Source organism: Shewanella inventionis (assembly GCF_019931735.1).
Classification (GTDB): Bacteria; Pseudomonadota; Gammaproteobacteria; order Enterobacterales; family Shewanellaceae; genus Shewanella; species Shewanella inventionis.
This window is the reverse complement of record NZ_CP082926.1, coordinates 2,723,602-2,744,177: the sequence shown is the minus strand read 5'-3', so window position 1 is coordinate 2,744,177 and position 20,576 is coordinate 2,723,602. Positions and strand designations below refer to the sequence as shown.

The 20,576-nt window shown below is 41.4% G+C and carries 15 protein-coding genes; 7 read left to right on the top strand and 8 right to left on the bottom strand.

All coding sequences use genetic code 11. The annotated features are described in order from the left end of the window. Positions 1-55: 55 nt before the first annotated feature. Positions 56-1,099, bottom strand: coding sequence for a succinylglutamate desuccinylase (gene astE, locus K8B83_RS12190; RefSeq protein ID WP_188739677.1), 1,044 nt, complete (start codon positions 1,097-1,099; stop codon positions 56-58). A 219-nt stretch (positions 1,100-1,318) separates the two neighbouring features. Between astE and msrA the strand changes: the two genes are divergently transcribed. Beyond that, complete coding sequence (gene msrA / locus K8B83_RS12185) at positions 1,319-1,798, top strand: peptide-methionine (S)-S-oxide reductase MsrA (protein ID WP_188739678.1); 480 nt, start codon at positions 1,319-1,321, stop codon at positions 1,796-1,798. A 400-nt stretch (positions 1,799-2,198) separates the two neighbouring features. After that, the gene (gene trxB / locus K8B83_RS12180; protein ID WP_188739679.1) at positions 2,199-3,152 is read left to right on the top strand and encodes a thioredoxin-disulfide reductase; all 954 of its coding nucleotides are present in this window, start codon (positions 2,199-2,201) and stop codon (positions 3,150-3,152) included. Between the two features lie 98 nt (positions 3,153-3,250). Here the strand turns inward: trxB and K8B83_RS12175 are convergent, their stop codons facing one another. Further along, the gene (locus tag K8B83_RS12175) at positions 3,251-3,811 is read right to left on the bottom strand and encodes a GNAT family N-acetyltransferase (RefSeq protein ID WP_188739680.1); all 561 of its coding nucleotides are present in this window, start codon (positions 3,809-3,811) and stop codon (positions 3,251-3,253) included. A gap of 211 nt (positions 3,812-4,022) precedes the next feature. Between K8B83_RS12175 and K8B83_RS12170 the strand changes: the two genes are divergently transcribed. From K8B83_RS12170 to K8B83_RS12160, 3 genes are all read left to right on the top strand, one after another. Then, a complete protein-coding gene (locus K8B83_RS12170; RefSeq protein WP_223417327.1) occupies positions 4,023-5,213 on the top strand; it encodes an efflux RND transporter periplasmic adaptor subunit in 1,191 nt (396 codons plus the stop codon). 5 nt (positions 5,214-5,218) lie between these two features. Then, positions 5,219-8,407, top strand: a complete 3,189-nt coding sequence (locus tag K8B83_RS12165; RefSeq protein ID WP_223417322.1) for an efflux RND transporter permease subunit — start codon at positions 5,219-5,221, stop codon at positions 8,405-8,407. Between the two features lie 185 nt (positions 8,408-8,592). Next, positions 8,593-11,307, top strand: a complete 2,715-nt coding sequence (locus K8B83_RS12160) for a bifunctional acetate--CoA ligase family protein/GNAT family N-acetyltransferase (RefSeq protein WP_188739683.1) — start codon at positions 8,593-8,595, stop codon at positions 11,305-11,307. A 59-nt stretch (positions 11,308-11,366) separates the two neighbouring features. On the opposite strand, the gene K8B83_RS12155 is transcribed toward K8B83_RS12160, so the two are convergent. Further along, positions 11,367-12,389, bottom strand: coding sequence for a GGDEF domain-containing protein (locus tag K8B83_RS12155; protein WP_188739684.1), 1,023 nt, complete (start codon positions 12,387-12,389; stop codon positions 11,367-11,369). 179 nt (positions 12,390-12,568) lie between these two features. Between K8B83_RS12155 and eco the strand changes: the two genes are divergently transcribed. Next, a complete protein-coding gene (gene eco / locus K8B83_RS12150; RefSeq protein ID WP_223417318.1) occupies positions 12,569-13,126 on the top strand; it encodes a serine protease inhibitor ecotin in 558 nt (185 codons plus the stop codon). 163 nt (positions 13,127-13,289) lie between these two features. On the opposite strand, the gene K8B83_RS12145 is transcribed toward eco, so the two are convergent. From K8B83_RS12145 to pssA, 5 genes are all read right to left on the bottom strand, one after another. Beyond that, on the bottom strand, positions 13,290-13,565 hold the full coding sequence (locus K8B83_RS12145; RefSeq protein ID WP_188739685.1) for a hypothetical protein: 276 nt from the start codon (positions 13,563-13,565) through the stop codon (positions 13,290-13,292). Beyond that, complete coding sequence (locus tag K8B83_RS12140) at positions 13,562-15,568, bottom strand: RecQ family ATP-dependent DNA helicase (RefSeq protein WP_223417313.1); 2,007 nt, start codon at positions 15,566-15,568, stop codon at positions 13,562-13,564. Before K8B83_RS12140 ends, K8B83_RS12145 begins: the two co-directional genes overlap by 4 nt. A gap of 85 nt (positions 15,569-15,653) precedes the next feature. After that, positions 15,654-15,977 carry a hypothetical protein gene (locus K8B83_RS12135; RefSeq protein WP_223417306.1) on the bottom strand — a complete coding sequence of 108 codons (324 nt, stop codon included), beginning with the start codon at positions 15,975-15,977 and terminating at the stop codon, positions 15,654-15,656. 169 nt (positions 15,978-16,146) lie between these two features. Continuing rightward, positions 16,147-16,956, bottom strand: coding sequence for a tRNA-uridine aminocarboxypropyltransferase (locus K8B83_RS12130; RefSeq protein ID WP_188739688.1), 810 nt, complete (start codon positions 16,954-16,956; stop codon positions 16,147-16,149). Positions 16,957-17,029: 73 nt separating this feature from the next. Beyond that, positions 17,030-18,343, bottom strand: a complete 1,314-nt coding sequence (gene pssA, locus K8B83_RS12125; protein WP_223417302.1) for a CDP-diacylglycerol--serine O-phosphatidyltransferase — start codon at positions 18,341-18,343, stop codon at positions 17,030-17,032. Positions 18,344-18,899: 556 nt separating this feature from the next. Here pssA and dacB point away from each other — a divergent pair. After that, positions 18,900-20,543 carry a D-alanyl-D-alanine carboxypeptidase/D-alanyl-D-alanine endopeptidase gene (dacB, locus tag K8B83_RS12120; protein ID WP_223417296.1) on the top strand — a complete coding sequence of 548 codons (1,644 nt, stop codon included), beginning with the start codon at positions 18,900-18,902 and terminating at the stop codon, positions 20,541-20,543. Positions 20,544-20,576 lie beyond the last annotated feature (33 nt).

The following is a 20,576-nucleotide window of genomic DNA, read 5'->3' as shown; positions in this document are numbered from 1 at the left end:
TAACATGTATATTTTGCTTTACGACTACAACTTGAATACATGTTTCTGAGTATCTTCAGTTTGATTGGGTATTGATAATATTCTCGTTTGGCGCTGGCACTAGGCATAGCACCGTCCGTTGCCCAATAGGCACATTAGCATTAGGAAATACAATAGCCTCTTGTGGATGTTCTACCACAATTTGCTGTCCGCCCTCTGTGGCCAATACCTCACCTTGCTTGAAGGCACTGAAATTTTCGGCATCATTGGCAAAATTAAAGGCAAAGTCATCGAAATGCTTATTTATAGAGCGAGAAACCTTGTACAAATTGACTTTACTCGAATCGAATTCAATCGGAGCAAGAGTGGTTTCAGTAATTAGTTTTTCAAGCATAGTATGAGTTTGGCTAAAACGACTCATATCATTTTGACCAAACGGCATCACTTTACCGAGCTCTACGGTAAAGGCATCTGCGTTAAATTGTTCTGAAGAGTAATAACTAAAAGTGGTGGTAGGTTCATGATGAAACAAAATCGTGTCGACACCACATGCCGCTAAAAACATAATTTGTTCTGCGCTGTAAGCGCGGCCTGGTCGATAAGGATAGATGGCAAATTTTTCATGCTTAGAAGCACGGATCGCAGTATGCAAATCGTAATGGATGCGTTGACGATCATTATTGGAATTAAAGAAATCAGCTACGTATTGTTCAAGTGCTTTTGCACGATGACGTTCAGGATGCGTTAAGCCCTCACCTTTTGAATGCGCGCCACTGAATAAGCGATTCATGTTTTCATCGATAAACCGGGTTTGATTGATAATAGCTGCGGGATTGCCAATTAAAAACAGTACGCGTTGCTTAGCCATGATGCGTTGAGTGAGCAGATCTTTAATGATTTGATTGCATATTTCTATGGGTGCGGTTTCATTACCGTGAACAGCACATGACAATACAATGTCTTTGGTTGCATCTAACGGGGTGAAAACTATTACACCTGTGTCCCATACATCTACACGGGTATGATCCCCTAGCATAAAGTCATAGGCGCTTGGCAATTGATTGGGATTGGCTAAGGTATAATCTAAAAAATCATTGTTTATCAACAGGTCAGATAACACGATGAACTCCTTGTCTCATTATTATGTGGCACATTCACTCACGTACAGTTGAGCACGTTAGATTAATAGCCTATTTGCGCGGATTCTATCATAGCCACAATGTATTTTATTGTTGCTATAAGTTAGATTTATTTATTAATAAAAGTTTGCTTGCAAAAATCGTCAACATTCAACACAATTACAGCCATCTAGACTTCTAAACTGTTTTAAGGGTACATCATGGCGTTAGCAACATTTGGGGCAGGCTGTTTTTGGGGCGTTGAATATTTTTTCAGAGAAATTAATGGCGTAATTAACGCAACCTGTGGCTACATGGGTGGTAAAGACAGTGCTACTACCTACAAAGAAGTCAAAACAGGCACCACTGGCCATGCTGAAGTTGTTCAGGTTGAATTTGACCCAAGCATTGTAAGCTACAATGATTTATTAGATACATTTTGGAAAAACCATAACCCAACCATGCTCAATATGCAGGGCGGTGACATTGGTACTCAATATCGCAGTACTATTTTCTTCCATGATAAAGAGCAAAAAGCACTTGCTGAAAGCTCAAAGCTGGCGCTCGCGCGCAGTGGAAAATGGGGTCAACGTCATATTGTGACTGAAATTGTACCGATACAAACATTCCACATTGCCGAGGAATACCACCAGAATTATTTAGAAAAAAATAATTTACCGTCTTGTCATTTAGTGTATTAAACGCTGAAAATTAACTTTGGTTCGGTTTGCCGGAATTTCGGCGGATGTAAGATCAACATCAAGACGTGTTGATCTTACAAAGAAACTTGTTGTTCATTTCTAAAAGCCATCGGCTCTACAGTGTCGTTATTGTGCATAAAAAGTCGATAACGATGTCAATATGGCCATCAAACACAGTTTAAAGGGTTGTGTAAAACAGATCCTGCTTTGTTGAGCAAATGACGCTTAGATTGCCAGACAATTCCCTCGTCGCGCTTTATCTGTTTTATCTTGAACAATATTATTTACACAATAGATTAACGCAATCGATTTACTACCGTTAACTTCCCTTTACCCGCCGATGTAAATTCCATACAATCCCATGCAAATTGCTTAAGGCATGTTATCGGAGAATAAAATCATGAGTGAAGCTCGTCACGTTAACCTATTAATTTTAGGTTCTGGCCCTGCTGGCTATACCGCTGCGGTTTATGCTGCGCGTGCAAATTTAAAACCTGTAATGATCACAGGTATGCAGCAAGGTGGTCAATTAACCACTACGACTGAAGTTGAAAACTGGCCAGGCGATGCAGAAGACTTAACCGGTCCAGCATTAATGGAACGCATGCAAAAGCACGCTGAAAAGTTTGACACTGAAATTATTTTTGACCACATCAATGAAGTTAATTTAACTGAGCGTCCTTTTCGTTTAAAAGGCGACAATGGCGAATTTACCTGTGATGCATTAATTATTGCAACGGGTGCTTCTGCTAAGTATTTAGGCCTTCCATCTGAAGAAGCCTTTATGGGCCGTGGCGTATCAGCTTGCGCAACTTGTGACGGTTTCTTTTATCGTAACCAAAAAGTTGCGGTCATTGGCGGTGGTAACACCGCAGTTGAAGAAGCACTTTACTTAAGTAACATTGCTTCTGAAGTTCACTTAATTCATCGCCGTGATAGTTTCCGTTCAGAGAAAATTCTGATTGACCGCTTAATGGACAAAGTGGCTAACGGCAATATCATTTTACACCTAGACCAAACCCTGGAAGAAGTGACAGGCAATGATATGGGTGTAACGGGTCTTAAAAAGAAAAGCACCAAAGATGGCTCAATCACAGATTTAGAGGTTGCCGGTGTATTCGTTGCTATTGGTCACAGCCCTAACACAGGTATTTTTGAAGGCCAATTAGAAATGAACCACGGTTACTTAAAAGTAAACAGTGGTTTGCAAGGCAATGCGACACAAACCAGCATTGAAGGCGTTTATGCATGTGGTGACGTAATGGATCAACATTACCGTCAAGCAATTACCTCTGCTGGCACAGGTTGTATGGCTGCATTAGATGCAGAACGCTACTTAGACGCAAAAAAGTAATTATCAAACTGACTTAACATGACAAAAAGAGCAGACTTTCTGCTCTTTTTTTGCTTCGCAATAAGCGCTTTCAAATAAGATGCTCACAACCACAGGCTTTAAACTGTTTTTTGATAAAAAACAGCCTCAGTATCGCCTAATGGATCTCGGTGAATTCGTTTGTACAAAAAAGTCATGCCAAGCTTTTTCATAATCGCAATTGATGCATGATTATCTTCAACCGCTATCGCACTTACATGGGTCACATCACCACAAGCACTGATTGCCTGCATTACTGCCTTCGCCGCTTCTGTCGCGTAGCCTTTGCCCCAACAGTCATATTTAAAGCGCCAGCCAAGTTCAATATTATGTAGTTCAGGTTGGGTGAAAAAATGCATTGGCCTGACTAAAATCCACCCCAAATACTGACCACTCAATTGGTATTTATCATTTTCAGCGCAATCTAGCGCTTCAACTTTCCACAAACCCCAACCTTTTGCGGGATTTAAATACTGAGCTAATCTTGGCAACATTACAGTATCAATCTGATTTTGTGTGGTTTTAATGCCCCCATTGAGAAAGTGCATAACCCGTTCATCTTGATCTAATTCATACATCAACGCACCGTCATCAAGACTCATTAATGACAGTGTTAAACGAGGTGTATTAGGGATCTGCATGGATTTATTCCTATTTTGGCTAAAATTAAACACTGTCAATTTAAGCTAAAGAAAAAGCTGAATCGACTGTTTAGCTTATTTTGAAACACAAGTTTACACATTGACACAACATAGTCGAAACATATCGATTAATATAAACAATAGAAAAATAGATTAATTGCAAGCCATTAAGGGTAACACTGCAATCACAAATCATTTAAAAGGAAGCATTGTGGCGACTAAAAAACAGATTATTTTACCCATTATTGTATTGGGCATTGGCATTGTTGGGCTTGTTGGGCTTTCTGCACTAAAAAAACCACCTGAAGAAAAACCTGAAATAGATAGCACTCCGCTAGTATCGGTTGAAGAAGTAATTTATCAACCCATGACCTTTGAAGTCAGCTCTTATGGTGTTGTTAATGCAAAATACATGACAGACATCGTTGCCCAAGTCGGCGGTGAAATTATTTATTTAGATCCCAACTTTGTTAAAGGTGGATTTGTTAAAAAAGGCGAGATTTTAGCTAAAATCGATCCAAGTGATTACCAATCAAGCTTACTAGACGCACAAGCAAGTATCGCTTCATCGCAAGCTTCGTTAGTTCAAGAGCGTGCAAATGCTGAGGTTGCTATCCGTGAATGGGCAGATATCACCAACAGAGAGCCAACGGATTTGAGTTTGCGTAAACCGCAATTAGCACAAGAGTTAGCAAAATTAAAAAGCGCAGAAGCCAGCTTAAATAGAGCCAAACGCGACCTAGAGCGAACCATCATTCGTGCTCCTTATGATGCATTGATAGAGGCCCGAGAAATAGGCTTGGGTTCATTTGTGAGCAAAGGCAGCCCTATTGGCAGAGTATTAAATACCGACAAAGCCGAAGTGCGCTTACCCATTGCAGACAAAGAAATGCAATATTTAGTCGATAAAGGCGTCAATGCTAATGTCAGTTTATCGGGTAATTTTGCCGGCAGTAAACAGGCATGGACCGGTAAAATTGTTCGCAGTGAAGGGGTTGTTGACAGTAAAAGCCGCATGACTTATTTGGTTGCCGAAATTGACGATCCATATGGTTTATCAACGGGTAAAAATGAATTGCGTTACGGCACTTATGTTACTGCAAATATTGAAGGGTTACAGGCCGGTAGTGTTGCTGTTGTGCCTCGCCACCTTATTGTTAACGGCGCGGTGGCTATCATGGACGCAGAAAAGACCCTTAGGTATAAACCCGTCACAGTTATCCGCCAGGACGGTGCTAATGTCGTAATAACGCAGGGCTTAGAGTCTGGCATGCAATTAATTACCTCCGCACTTGATTACCCCGTTGATGGCATGAAAGTCGCCCTACCCGAAGACCGAATTCTGCAAAAAGAGCCGCCAACAGAAAAAGATGACTCTGAACTTGCGATGGAAGGTGAATAACAATCATGGCTGATACTCACAAAGGTCTTATAGCTTGGTTTGCCCGCAACAGTGTGGCGGCAAACTTGCTAATGATCATTATTTTATTAGGCGGTTTATTAACCGCCAGCACCATTAGAAAACAATTTTTTCCTGAAGTAGAAATCAACTGGATTGAATTTAGCGCTGTATATCCGGGTACCGCCCCACAAGAAGTGGAAGAAGGTATCACCATTAAGATTGAGCAGGCTCTTGAAAGCGTCCAAGGCTTAAAACGGGTTATCACCTATTCGAACCGTAATATGGCTCAGGGTTATTTTCAGGTTGAAGAATCTTACGACCCATTAGTGGTATTAGATGAAATTAAATCTGAAATTGATTCAATCTCTACCTTTCCTGCTGACATGGAGCCGCCGAAAGTTGAACGGATTAAGTTTCGTCAGGAGGTGATGTATTTAAGTCTTTACGGTGACATGTCTGAGCGCCAACTTAAAGATTTAGGCGACAAAATCCACAACGAAATAATGCAACTACCAAACGTTAATATTTCAGAGTATTACGGTGGTTTAGGTTATGAGATCAGCATCGAGGTCAGTAAAGATAAACTGCGTGAATTTGGCCTGACCTTTAACGATGTTGCCCAAGCGGTTCAGGGCTATTCACGCAATATGTCAGCCGGCCAAATTAAAGCTGAAAATGGCTACATAAACCTGCGGGTTCAAAACCAAGCTTATGTTGGTTATGAGTTTGAAGATTTACCATTGCTAACCCTAGATGATGGTACAACATTATCGTTAGGCGATATCGCTGTGGTTAATGATGGTTTTGAAGAAGGTATTCAATACTCTAAATTTAACGGTAAAAACTCAGTTACTTTCTTTATTGGTGCAGCTAAAAACCAAAGTATTACCGACGTTGCCGCCACCATAAAAACCTATGTAGAGAAAAAACAAAAAGCGTTACCTCACGGTGTTAAGCTTGAACCCTGGGTTGACATGACCTACTACCTCGATGGTCGATTAGAACTCATGCTCGATAGCATGAAAAGCGGCGCAGTATTGGTATTTTTAATGCTAGCCCTGTTTTTACGTGTTCGTTTAGCATTTTGGGTCATGATGGGCTTACCTGTTTGTTTTTTAGGTACCCTACTCTTTATGCCAATGGCTTTTATTGATGTCACCATCAACGTGATCAGTTTATTCGCGTTTATTTTAGTGCTCGGTATTGTGGTAGATGATGCCATCGTGATGGGGGAAAGTGCCCACAGCGAATCAGAAGATCACGGCCACAGTGTCGAAAGTGTTATCCGCGGCGTGCAAAAAGTCGCTATGCCAGCCACCTTTGGTGTATTAACCACAATTGCAGCTTTTTTACCCATCACCATGGATGATGGCCCCTCTTCTGCCTTTGGTCAGGCGATTGGTTATGTGGTCATTTTATGTTTGCTCTTTTCATTGGTTGAGTCAAAATTGATTTTACCTGCGCATTTGGCTCACATGAAAAAACCCAAGAAAGTCAAAGCTGGCTCTAAAAACCCGCTAGACTGGCTGCGCAATGGGGTGAATTTTATTCAAAGCAATGTTGACCGTAATTTAAGCAAATATATCGAAAACTTTTATCGCCCATCGCTTGAAATTGCCATTAAATATCGCTACGCCGTCATCATGCTGTTTGTCAGTTTAATTTTAGTCTGTGCAGGGTTATACGGGGGCGGATTAGTGCGCTTTATTGGTCAGCCAAAAATTCCACACGACTTTCCGCGCATTAAAATTGAAATGAACGTTGACGCGTCTGAAAAAGCCACCTTGGCAGCGGCACTCGCCATTGAGGAAACGCTGTATCGAGTTGATAAAAAAGTTGAAGACGAATACGGCCAACGAATGATTTCTGATATGCAGGTTGACCTTCGCAGTCAAACCAGCGCAGAAGTCATGACAAAGCTAGTTGATCCAGAATTACGTCCTATGGACACCTTTGCGCTAGCAGAACTGTGGCGTCAGGCCATGCCGTTAATTCCAGGGGTTAAGTCCTTTACCATTCAAGACAGTTTAATGGGTGGCGGCCGTGAAGACGGTGACATCAGCTTTAGACTAGAAGGTAATGACGAAACCCAACTTGTGGCAGCATCGTTAGCCTTGAAAGAGAAGCTAAATGGCTTAAAAGGCGTAAGCGATGTTAACGACAGTCGTCAATCTAGCGCCAAAGAGGTGCAGTTTGAGCTAAAACCATTAGCCAATGTACTTGGTTTAACCCTGGCAAATATCGCTTCACAAGTGGGCAATAGTTTTTACGGTTTAGAGGCTCAGCGTATTATTCGCAATGGCGAAGAGATCAAAGTCATGCTTCGCTACCCAGAAGATCAACGTAATTCAATTGCGTTAGTACAAGATGTGTTAATTAAAACACCTCAAGGTGCTGAATTGCCCTTATCAGAAGTAGCTGACATTAAAGTGGTTCAGGGGGTTAACAGTATTCGTCGTGAAAATGGCAGCCGTACCATTAACGTGTGGGCTTCTGTTGATGCAGAGCAAGCAGAACCCTTTAAGCTTGCAAAAGATATACGTGATAACTTTATTCCTGAGCTGTTGCTAAAATACCCTCAAGTTCGCAGTGAAGTGTCGGGTAACATTCAAGAACAACTTGATAGCGCTAATACTCAGCTACGTGACTTTATTTTATCCATGCTGGTGATTTACAGCTTGTTGGCAATTCCACTTCGCTCGTACATCCAACCTGTGATGATCATGTCAGTGATCCCATTTGGAATTATTGGCTCGGTTATGGGGCACATCATATTAGGCATAGATTTAAGTGCACTATCTATGTTTGGTATTATTGCCGCAGCAGGTGTGGTGGTTAACGACTCATTGGTGATGGTCGACTATGTTAATAACTCGCGCAAAGCAGGAGTACCTATGCGTTTAGCTGTGCTCAATGCAGGTTGTAAACGTTTTAGAGCCATTATGTTGACCTCTTTAACCACCTTTATTGGTTTAGTGCCAATCATGTCTGAAACCAGCATGCAGGCGCAAATGGTGATCCCTATGGCAGTGTCATTGGCATTTGGGGTGTTATTTGCAACTGTAGTCACCCTGTGTTTGATCCCTTGCCTGTATATTGCAATTGAAGACAGTAAAGCATTAATTAGTCGTATTATTGGAATTTATTCTCCAAGTTCAGCTCAATCAACGCTTGAAGGCTCAAAGCAGAACTGAACATAACTGCCATTGTATTATTAAAGGGATCTTTTATAAGATCCCTTTTTTTTGTGCAAACAACCAAACTGGCAAGGTGCTATAGTTAACAGATCAAATTAATCCCGATATTGTATAGCAACATCATCATTTTATTGAGAATATGCTAATCTGATTGTCATCGTTTGTAACCCAAGGACGCCAACATGAGTCAACGCAGTATTCACTCGCTATTTAAGCCCACTTCTGTAGCCGTCATTGGGGCGTCAAACGGCAATAAACGGGCTGGTAAGGGCATTATGAAAAACCTACTCTCAAGTGGATTTTCTGGGCCAATCATGCCTGTTACGCCAAAATATACTGCGGTAATGGGGGTACTTGCTTACCCTAATATTGAAGCCCTGCCAATTAAACCGGATTTAGCCATCATATGTACTAGCGCGCAAAAAGTGCCGAGCATAGTTGAACGTTTGGCTCAATTTGGCTGCAAAGTGGCCATTATTATGGCCTCTGGCATGGCGCTGCAAACCGACGAGCATGGCAATAATTTATTAGCATTAACAAAGCAATATGCAAAACGTTATGGCATGCGCTTACTTGGTCCAAACAGCTTAGGCATGATTTTGCCTCCTATTGGTTTAAATGCCAGTTTGGCACATGCGGGGGCTATTTCAGGTAAAATTGCTTTTGTGTCGCAATCAGCTGCTATTTGCACCACGGTATTAGACTGGGCCAACAATAAAGGCATTGGGTTTTCATCGTTTATTTCGTTAGGCGATGCAACTGACATTGATTTTGACGAATTACTAGATTATTTAGGTCGAGACAGTAAAACCAGTGCAATCATGCTTTATATCGACTCAATCAACGAAAAGCGTCATTTTTTATCCGCAGCTAGAGCCGCTTCACGCAACAAGCCCATTTTTGTCATTAAATCTGGTCGCAGTCATGAAGGGGTTAAAGCGGCAATGATCCATACCGGCGGTGTTGGCGGTAACGACGCAGTTTATGAAGCGGCATTTCGTCGCGCAGGTATGTTAAGGGTAAACGACTTAATTGAGCTTTTCGCCGCAGTAGAAAGCTTAGCCCACTCTACAACATTAAAAGGCGAGCGATTAGTCATCATGAGCAATGGTGGAGGCCCCGCGGTTCTTGCAGCAGATGAGTTGATCATTAAAGGCGGAAAATTAGCGCAGTTATCAGAAACCACCATCAATGAACTCAATAAGGTGTTACCAGACACCTGGTCAAGACAAAACCCTATCGATATGATTGGAGATGCCGATCATCAACGGTATGCCAAAACCCTCGATATTTTAATGAAAAGCAATGACGCTGATACCATTTTAGTGCTGCATTCACCGTCAATATTGTCAGAAAGTGTCGAGATCGCCACCAGCTTAATTGACACCATTAGCCAACACCCAAACCGACATAAACTGAATATTTTAACCAATTGGAGCGGTGAAGACTCAGCCTATCTCGGGCGTAAGCGCTTCACAAAAGCAGGCATTCCCACCTACCGCACACCAGAAGGTGCGGTACGTGCATTTATGCACATGGTGGAATATCGCCGCAACCAAAAATTGCTGCAAGAAGTCCCCTTGTCTATTCCAGACAATATTCCAGCAGACCGTAATGTGGCCAGAACCTTACTTCAGCAAGCCATTGATTGCGGTCAAACCGTGATTGAAACCCATCAAGCTGTTGATATTTTAAAAGCCTACGGATTAAACACCATAGACACCTGGTTTGTCAGTGATGTTGAAGAGGCCGTTAATATTGCCAATATCGCAGGCTATCCCGTTGCATTAAAAGTACAATCACCAGATCTCCTGTATAAATCTGATGTTCATGGTGTGGTGTTGAACTTAACCTCTGATGAAGATGTGAGTAATGCGGCCCACTCAATCATTGACCGGGTTCATCAAATCAATCCTAATGCTAAAATTGATGGATTGATTATTCAAAAGATGGCGTTAACTGCGGGCGCACAAGAAATTCGAGTCTCGGTCATTAACGACCCTGTCTTTGGCCCAGCAATTTGTCTTGGCGAAGGCGGTTCAGAATGGGACCCCACCCGTGATGCCGCCGTGGCACTACCACCACTGAACATGGCTTTAGCACGCTACATGGTGATACAAGCACTTAAAACCCATAAACTGCGTGATCGGCATTTGCCTTTAGGGCTTGATATGAACGCATTGTGCGTCATGCTCACCCAAATATCACATTTAATTATCGACTGTCCTGAGATTGCTGAAATCGACATCAATCCAGTGCTAGCAGCAGGCGAAAAAATCACCTTGTTAGATGTAAATATGCGCCTGCATGATAGCCCACAAGACAATATTGGCCGGTTGGCGATAATGCCTTACCCTAAAGAATTAGAACAAATCTCAACACTTAAAAATGGTTTAACCGTTATGTTAAGACCCATTTTGCCAGAAGATGAGCCTAAGCATTTAGAATTTGATAATTCACTGAGCGATGAAGACAGATACAAACGTTATTTTGGCGTGCGATCACGGATGACACATGAAGAAATGGCGGTATTGACTCAAATTGATTATGCACGCGAAATGGCATTTATTGCCACCACGACCACCGCAAATGGCGACGAACTCACTTTAGGTGCAGTAAGGGCCTCAATCGATCCAGACAACACAGAAGCCGAGTTTGCAATGGCTGTGCGCAGTGATTACCAAGGTATTGGGTTAGGCAAACTGTTACTGGAAAAACTGATCCATTACTACAAAAACAACAATACCTTGTACTTAACCGGTTTTACCATGTTCGAAAACCGTAACATGGCCAGTTTAGCTAAATCATTAGGCTTTAAAGTGTCATTTGATATGGAAGAACATCTGATTAAAATGCACATGGATTTAGATAATCAAGACAAATACACTAATGGGTAACTAAACCTAAAAAGGCCAATAGAGCGATTATTGGCCTTTTTGCTGAGATTAATGCGTTTTTAAGCGTATTTTACACAGTTACGCCCAGCATTTTTCGCCTTATAGAGTTGCTCGTCTGCTCGCGCCATTAACGTCTCAGCATCATCCCCAGTTTGTAGGGTCGCCACACCAATCGATACGGTAATATGGCCTAAACTCTGTTTCTTTTCTTTTCCGATAGACAGCTTTTTAAGTGAAATACGCTCACGAATTTTTTCTGCCACATTGACGGCATCATGCAGTTTTGCATTTGGCAGCATCACCACAAACTCTTCACCGCCATAACGCGCCACTAAATCATCGCCTTTAACTGTATTTTTCATGGCTAAAGCCACATACGCTAACACTTTGTCGCCAATTAGATGACCAAAAGTATCGTTAAATAACTTAAAATGATCGATATCAATCATTAACAAACTGCAAACCGTTTGAGTGTCTGTAAATTTGGTCATTTGCTCTGCTGCAAATAATTCATAAGCGCGGCGATTCTTCAGCGAGGTCAACTCATCAGTCATGGCCACCTTACTTAAGTTATCCATTTCACTTTTTAGGTTAGCAATTTCATCTGACAACGAGACCAAGCTGCTGGTCATTTCACGATTTTTGGCAATCACTTGTTCAACTTCAGCAGCAATACTGAGCGCGATAAGGTTTAATTCATCCGAGCTTGGCTTAGCTTGCAATTGAGTACCGTAACCACTCAAATTAGCAGAAAAGGACTCAGTCCCTTGACCAAGTTGCTCAATTTTGTTGACGAGACTATTGATCAATATTTGAGTTTCAATTTGAACGTTTTCGATAATTTCTGGCGAGTGCTCTTCAATAAAGCGATTATATAAGCCTAAATTGACTTCTGGGGTAAACTTAACATCATTGGCAATTAGACCATCTATGGCACGTTTAAGGTTGAGGTTAGTTTCGGCAAAATAATCATACCAAATGGCATAGTTTTCAGGCGTTACAGGGATAGCTAACTCTGCCATTTTAGGTAACGCTAAATGCAAGATTTGCGATGTTTGTTCTAAATTTTGATTATTGTGCATCGAAAACGATACCTTATGATAAAAACAATGTGTCAAAGGTTATCAGTATGTTATGTCACACTTATGAACTAAACTCAATTAGAGATGCTAATTTAAACAAACTTTAAATTAATAAAATAACCCCATTGTCAGTCTCAGCCGTTTACTCTGTATTCATATTCAATAAGGAAATAACACCAATGAACACAAGCATACAATGTAAACCACTAATATTGGCTGCAAGTTTGCTCATCACGAGCATGCCATTGATAACTCAAGCCACACCGAAAACCAATAACGACACACTAAACACAATCACGGTGCAAAGCCGCGTAATGAGTGCAGATAACTATCAGGCTCAAACAGATACAAACATGTTCCCTGCTCCGATTAAGGCTATGGTGCAGCACATTTTAACCTTACCTAAACTCAATAATGAATCTGACTATTTAATTGAAATTCAAATAGGTCAAAATAAGCAAGTAGATTGTAATAAAGTCACATTACTGGGTGAAATAGAAACCCTATCACTTGAGGGCTGGGGCTATCGGTATTATCAAGTGAACAGCATAATGCAAGGACCAAGCACCAAAATGATGTGTACAGATGCTAAAACCGTGCAATTTGTAACCCTAGGCGACAGCCTAACCCAAGCATACGACAGTCGTTTACCCACAGTATTTTATCTACCAAAAGACGCTCAATTACGTTATCGAATTTGGCGGGCGGTAAGTGAATTTAACTACAGTATTAAATAGATAATAGTTAAATTATCAATTACCTGCCGTCAATAGGTTACGACTATTATATGGGATTAAGGCTGCCAGTTGCAGCCTTGTTGACAGACTTGTGTTTGCCATCAGGTTTATAAGAGTTCAACTCAACGAGATGACCTATTGTACAGAGCCAGTAGAAGAGTGATTAATAGCGTCGTACCCGCACGACTTGCATTATTTCGATTTCAAAGCCTGCAATCACTTCTTTAGAAGGGTAATAAATTAAATTCACCTTTTGACCCTGCAAACTTTTAAAGCGCTTAGGTCTTTTGTACTTAAAGGGAACATCACAATTTTCAATCATAAGGGTTTGCAGCACCCAATCACCGATTTCTCGCTGCGTATGAGAAATGACAGTCACGCCTTCAGTTTGCACTAAATTAGCGTGTTTCTTTAATAATGCTTCTGGAACGGGTTTCATGAATTCACCTTCTTAAGAGCATCCAGAATGTCTTGGTATCGATAAGCACTAAAACGGCCAAAGCCTTCAAATTGTTTAACTTTCAATCGACTAAATCTTGGCATCACCATACCAGCTAAAAACTTAGCCTGTGTTGCTATGGTCAAAGTGGGTAACGATTTGTCTTGAACCACTTGCTGCAATGGTGCAAGTAAAGTGGCAATGTTGTCTGCCTCTGGTAATGCAGGCAACGTCTGTTTAGATAATACCGCAATTTGCCCTCGACAAACACTGCAATGGCCACATGTTTGTGGCGCAGCGTGATCATCAAAATACAGCGCTAATGCAGAACTTAAACAAGTGTCGAGCTCAAAATAGGCGACCAACTTACTTATCCGCACAATTTCTTTGCGCTCATTATCACTAAAATAGTCCGATAATTGTTGCGTCAGTTGCTGTCGCTGCAAAGTAGAGTGCAACACTTGCTGATTGACGGTAAATACTTGAGTAATTTTTTTTGTTTCAAGCACAATCAATTGTTGTTCGGCTAGATATTCAAGCGCTGCAACTACCCGCTGACGCTCGCTACCATATTGCTGGTACAAACGGTCAAAATCCAGTTGCCCCCAAATCTTTTTAAAATGCGTATGTTCAAATATCTGGTTTAAAAATGCCTGGCGCTCAGGGTTAAAGCGATTAAGTATGACGTGTTTGTCTTCAACAAAGCGATATTTAAAGTCGGCAAAATACGCAAAACTTGGCTTAATCACATCCATGAGTTCTAACTGCACAAATAAGGTTTTTAAGGGCAGCGTTCTAATGTTGCAAGCGGTAGATAAAGATAGCTCTTGCACTTCCCAGCGCCCTTGATCCGTTTCTGTCGCAATAATCTCTAATAAATCAGCAATGCTTTCTGGCTCAGGTGTATCGCCATACACAAAGTTTTCGACCGTATTTAACCCATCCAAGTTTGCCAGAGTATAGCAATAAGATAGCTGTCCATCGCGCCCTGCTCGGCCGATTTCCTGACTGTAATTTTCTATCGATTTAGGTAAGTCATAATGAATAACAAAGCGAATATCAGATTTATCTATTCCCATACCAAAGGCAATAGTCGCGACTATCACCTGGACTTGATTATCCATAAACTGTTGCTGAATACTTTGTCGTGACTCTTGCTCCATCCCTGCATGATACGCCTGCGCGTTAACCCCAGCCGTTTTTAACAGCTGGGCAACGTCTTCTGCAGTGTGCTGTAACGTAACGTACACTATCCCTACGCAATCACTCGCCGTAAAGTGCTTTACATAATGCACAAGATGATGATTTTTCTCTTGTTCAGTCACGGCAATCACAGACAAATCTAAATTTGAACGATAAAAACCAGTTTGAACAATCTGCTGTGGTGCCAATGCAAACCGCGAGGCCATATCGCGTTTAACCTGTTCTGTTGCTGTGGCCGTTAGTAACAAGGTTTGTGGGATTGAAAACGCCTGACAAAACTGCGGAATTTTTAAATAATCAGGACGAAAATTATGCCCCCACTCTGAAATGCAGTGAGCTTCATCAACCACCAGTAATGAAATCGGCACAGAATGTAAAAACTGCCTAAAGCGCTCATTTTTAAAACGCTCAACCGAGACCATTAATATCCGAGTCTGTTTGTCACGAATATCTCGCATAACTTGTTGAGTTTGCTCGTAGGTTAAACTCGAATCAATACTGGCGGCAGCAATGCCTTTACTGGCCAAAAAAGCCAGCTGATCTTTCATTAATGCCAATAATGGTGAAATCACTAACGTCAAATTGGGCAGTTGTTGAGCACAAAACTGATAACACAAAGATTTACCAGAACCAGTGGGGAAAATCGCTAACGCGGAGTGACCAGACAAAATCGTTTCGATGACCTGTTGCTGCCCTTCTCTAAACTCAGCAAAGCCAAACTGTTGCTGCAAAAGTAAATGTAAATCGGCAACGTTTAAGCGTGAAGAGCCCTGTGCAATAATTGGGGTATGGGTTGTCATAATGTTCCTTGTTATGAATGTTAAACCCAATACAACATAGGCTTATGTAAAAAAGAGCGTGCCAACCATCAGGCTCAATATACCCTTATTGAGCCTGTTTACGGGCAATATATTGGTTAATCAACTGGGTTAGTTTGTCTTCAAATCGCTCTTCTATATCATCAAGGTTTTGATCGAACGATTGCACAAATTTGATGGCCTTATCGCGGGGTAATATTTTACCAGCAAGGCTGTATTGAATTTCTGCTAAGGATTTATCAAAACGAGGAGAGATAAACCATTGGCATATATCGGCATTAAAATTGGCTAAGCTCCGCTCGGCAAGTTGAGAAAAAGTGATAATATGACCGACGCCATCAGGGCCTAGGCATCCGGGTTCGAGTCTACATAATATGACTAATTTTTGCATGCTGTTATGCCCAGAGCTATTGAGTAGGTCTTCCATACAATTGTTATATCATCCTTATCAGTCGGGTAAATTTGTATTATGGCACTTAGGATTTAAACCAAGCAAGCGATCCAATTGAGCTGCCATTTAGCATCCCGTAAAAATCAAAAAGATGCAAATTGCCCAGTTTTTACTTATCACTCACCGGTTGGTCAAGGCTCACAGCTAATGCATCAGTAAAAGCGTTAATATATTGATTTATCGGCGTTAAGGTTTCTTTAGCGCGGCGATTACGTCCAAGCAATGATGACTCAACAAATAAATCAAACCAGGCAGACAACGCAACACCATTTTGCGGCTCTTGGGCTGCGGTTAGCGCCAATGAAGCCACTTCAGCAGTACCAAGCTGAAAATCATGACTGCCTTTACGCAGTGCATACGTCGCTAATGCCTCAGGGGCAAAGGATAACACTGGCATCTGGTGCAAATACGGACTTTTACGGTACATTTTTATGGCTTCACGCCAACTACCATCAAGCATAATCAACAAGGGAATTTTTTTATTGCCCTGAGCTTGCCCTAAATCATGTGGCAAAATTTGATTAACAATAGGTTGCTGGTTTTCAATGTATTGCTGCGGAAACACTAAGTAAGGCTGATAACGGTCATCATTTAGCACGGCAAACATAGCTTGATCGGGATCTGTACGAGTCCATAAAAACGCATGGGTATCAGGGATTAAATCAGCAATCAAGCGGCCGCTATTGGTAGGCTTTAATACTTCGTCGTTATACATCAATAACATAAAACTGACTTGCGTCGCCAAATATTGCCGGTATTTGCATGTGCAAAATAATTCACCCAATAAACACAATTCACAACGGATCAGCTTTTTCCCACGCGCACCAAACGGTTTTGTTGACAGTGATTTTCGATAAGCATGCAAGCGATGCACTGCATGTATCGGAGCTTTAAGATTTTGGCTAACAACTTGGGTCATATAACACTCTGAAGTGAAAAAAATTCATCACCATAAAGGTGATGAATATAAAATACGGTTCATACAATGAGGATTATAGGATACGGCGCAATAAAAAATCAGCTTTTAAACGACGGATCCGATTCATGATCTTTTTCACTGGCTTGGGATATTTATGTAAAGTGTCTATTTGACTGTAATGAAACAAGCGCTCGGTATGCAATAAAATATGTGCTTGTTCAGCAATAAAAGACGCTTTCCAACTTCCTGACTCGTCATGTAACAACAAGCCATTTTCTAAATCTAATGCCCACGCACGGGGGTTAAGATTAGAGCCTGTAATAAGGTGTTTACGATTGTCGGCACTAATCCCCTTTAAATGGAAACTATTGATGCCGTCTTTCCATAAATGAATATTCAACTGACCATTTTCAATGGCCCATTGCTGGCGTTTGGCAAATTTACGTAACGATTGCTCATACATGTATGGCAAAGCACCAATGGTTGTAAAATCTTGCTCTGGTGGTATGTAAAAATCGTTTGCGGTTTTATCACCTACCACTATGTCTATCTTTTTGCCCGCACGAAGATGCTTAGCCAGTGCTCGTGATAATATGGCTGGAGGGTTAAAATAGGGGGTACAAATAAACAGGTGTTGCCTAGATGACTCAACCAGCTTAATGACAGTGTCGTTCAATAAATTATTTTTACGCCCCAACCCCAATAGCGGAGTAACACGATTACCAACGGTTGTGCCAGAATACTGATAATGCGCTTGAGAGAGCTTGTTTTTAAAGTTCTTAATATCCTGCTTTTCAGGGTTGTATTCGTTTTCTAAAGGCTGACTTAACACGCTAACAGCAGCATCATTGATGATGTCATTTTTTATCATATCGCGCATACAACGAGCTAATTCAGCGCTTTCAATGACATGATAACGATCAAATCGGTACTTATCTTTTTGGTGCAGATAAATATTGTTAATACTTGCACCGCTATATATCACGGCATCGTCAATAACAAAGCCCTTGAGGTGCAACACGCCCATAAACTCACGTGATTTAACCGGTACACCAATAATATCAAACGGATGCGATGCTTCGTCCATCAAATTACGGTACAAAATATAATTACCACTGTCGCCTTTATGGCCAATGAGCCCACGACGGGCACGGTGATAATCGACCAGTACTTTGATGTCTAAATCTGGTTGGCGCGCTTTAGCAGCTAATAACGCATGCAACACTTCACGGCCGGCTTCATCGTCTTCGACGTACAAGGCGGCAATGTAAATTGAAGATGTTGCTGATGCAATTCGAGCTAATAATGCTTGTTTAAATTCTTGGGGAGTTAACAACCAAGATACCGCATCCGCTTTTAGCGCTATACCACCTAGCTTATCCAGCAAGGCATCCTCCTTAAAAATGAGTGACTCTCACAATCGTAAAGTGATGAGAAAATAAAACAGTCTACAGCCTATCGTTATGATTATGTGGGCTGCGACATAAGCAAGGCTTCGGGCTTAACGGGCAATATTGACAGACGTTTCGCCACACCCCCCCCTTTTCCACAAGATATCGCATTAATAGACCATACAATGGTTAAGTTTGCGTTAAATCGCAGCAATGGAGCCTAATTTAGCTGATAGAAATTACCGACTAACCAAGTGATGAGCAAGATGTTTCTTACTTTATACAGGTTTTAGTGGCATTAATTGCACAAAATGAACACAACCTAGCTAAATATGTTGCAATGTGCTGGCTTAGTGCACAGCAACTTACGCCACTAAGTGCCGACTTTCGCGTAATCCCTTTGGTATATAAGCCGTTTGACCATTAGAGCATTAACCTCAACAATATATTTTGCTAAACGCCCTATATAGTCGTTTCGGTGAATAATTTGTTAAGCTAAAATAACAAGATATTGCAAAGCATCATCGCACTTAGACAACGTTATAGGCAGATATGTATTTACCTTTTCCTACTGCATTGCCCCAAAAACCTTCTCAGCGGCAGCATTTGCGCTTATGTAGCCTGTTATGTGTATTAACAACTTATTTTTTAGCGGCTCCGGCTGCATTAGCAGAAATAAAAATCCCACAAAATCTAGCGACATCTTCACAGGTCATTGAAACAACCGCCTCAGATAAAGCCGAAACCCAATACCTTGAAAACATGTTGCAATTACTTAAGCCGGCTTACGCGCAACTTGGAATAAGTGTTTGGGACATGACCACACAACAAGCTGTATTTACCTATAATGACCAATCATTGATGCAGCCAGCGAGCATTCAAAAACTGTTAACGGCATTAGCGGCAACAAAGCAACTCGGCCCAAATTTTTATTACCAAACCCAATTAAGCACATACCATCCAACGCCGCTCACCAAACAGATAATAAGTAATGGAGTTTATGGGGGTGATATTTATGTCGAATTTAGTGGCGACCCTACATTAACGTATCAAAACCTATACCAATTACTGACATCATTGCGGGATCTAGGCATCAAGAAAATTGACGGCCAAGTAGTGTTAGTCAGCGATCAAGACAGCCAACTACAAGCGCCTGGTTGGGTGTGGGATGATTTAGGCATTTGTTATGCCGCGCCAATATCGCCTTTTATTATTGATAAAAATTGCGTTTATGGGCGTTTGTCAACCAAAGGGTATAATAAAACCGCTCAAATAACGTTAATGGGCAAGCGCCCTATCGACATTAGCAACGATGCCTACTTTATTAACCCTACCGTGGCACAATCGCAACACAAAGCCGCTCCTGCAGGCTCGGTGTATACGCAAGCCAACAGCCAACCAGCCTGCCAATTAACCCTAAACCGATTTGACAATAATCGTTACCATCTCACAGGTTGCCACGTAGGAGCTAAATCATTACCCCTAGCGATTGCGATTACGCACCCCGCACTTTATGCCCAAAATATTGTGGCTAAGCAATTAACCACTTTAGGCATACAACATAATGCGCCTATGGTACTAAGTCGCCACCAAATTAAACCTGCATCGGGTCAACGGCAACTGATTGCCAGTCATCAATCTACCCCATTAACAGCATTGTTATCAACCATGCTATTAAAGTCAGATAATTTAATTGCAGACAGTTTATTAAAAAAACTTGGCGAGTCGTATTATCAATCGCCCAGTGACTTTGCTCGAAGTAGTCAAGCATTGAAAGCCATATTGTATTCTTTAGGTATCGACTTAGCTGGCGCCAACATTGCAGATGGTTCAGGGTTATCACGTTATAATTTACTCAGTGCACAGCAAGTACTAAATGTACTGACCACAGTTTATCAGCACCCTGAATATCATTTTTTACTCGACACCTTGCCAGAGTCTGGTGTTAGCGGCACCTTACGTTACAAACGTTACTTTAATAAATCACCCTTAAAAAACCATGTATTTGCCAAAACGGGCAGCATGTTAGGTGTGGCCAATCTTGCTGGTAAAGTCAAAGCAAGCAACGGCCATGACTACTTATTTGTATTAATAGAAAATGGCTTAAGCCCGCAAATTAAAAAGCAACAAAAAGCCCCTTTCTCAGCAGTATTTTTACAAACAATGATTGATGTACCAAGAAACGAGAACCGCTAAAGCGCAGTGGTTTTCAATAATAATCTCAATAAT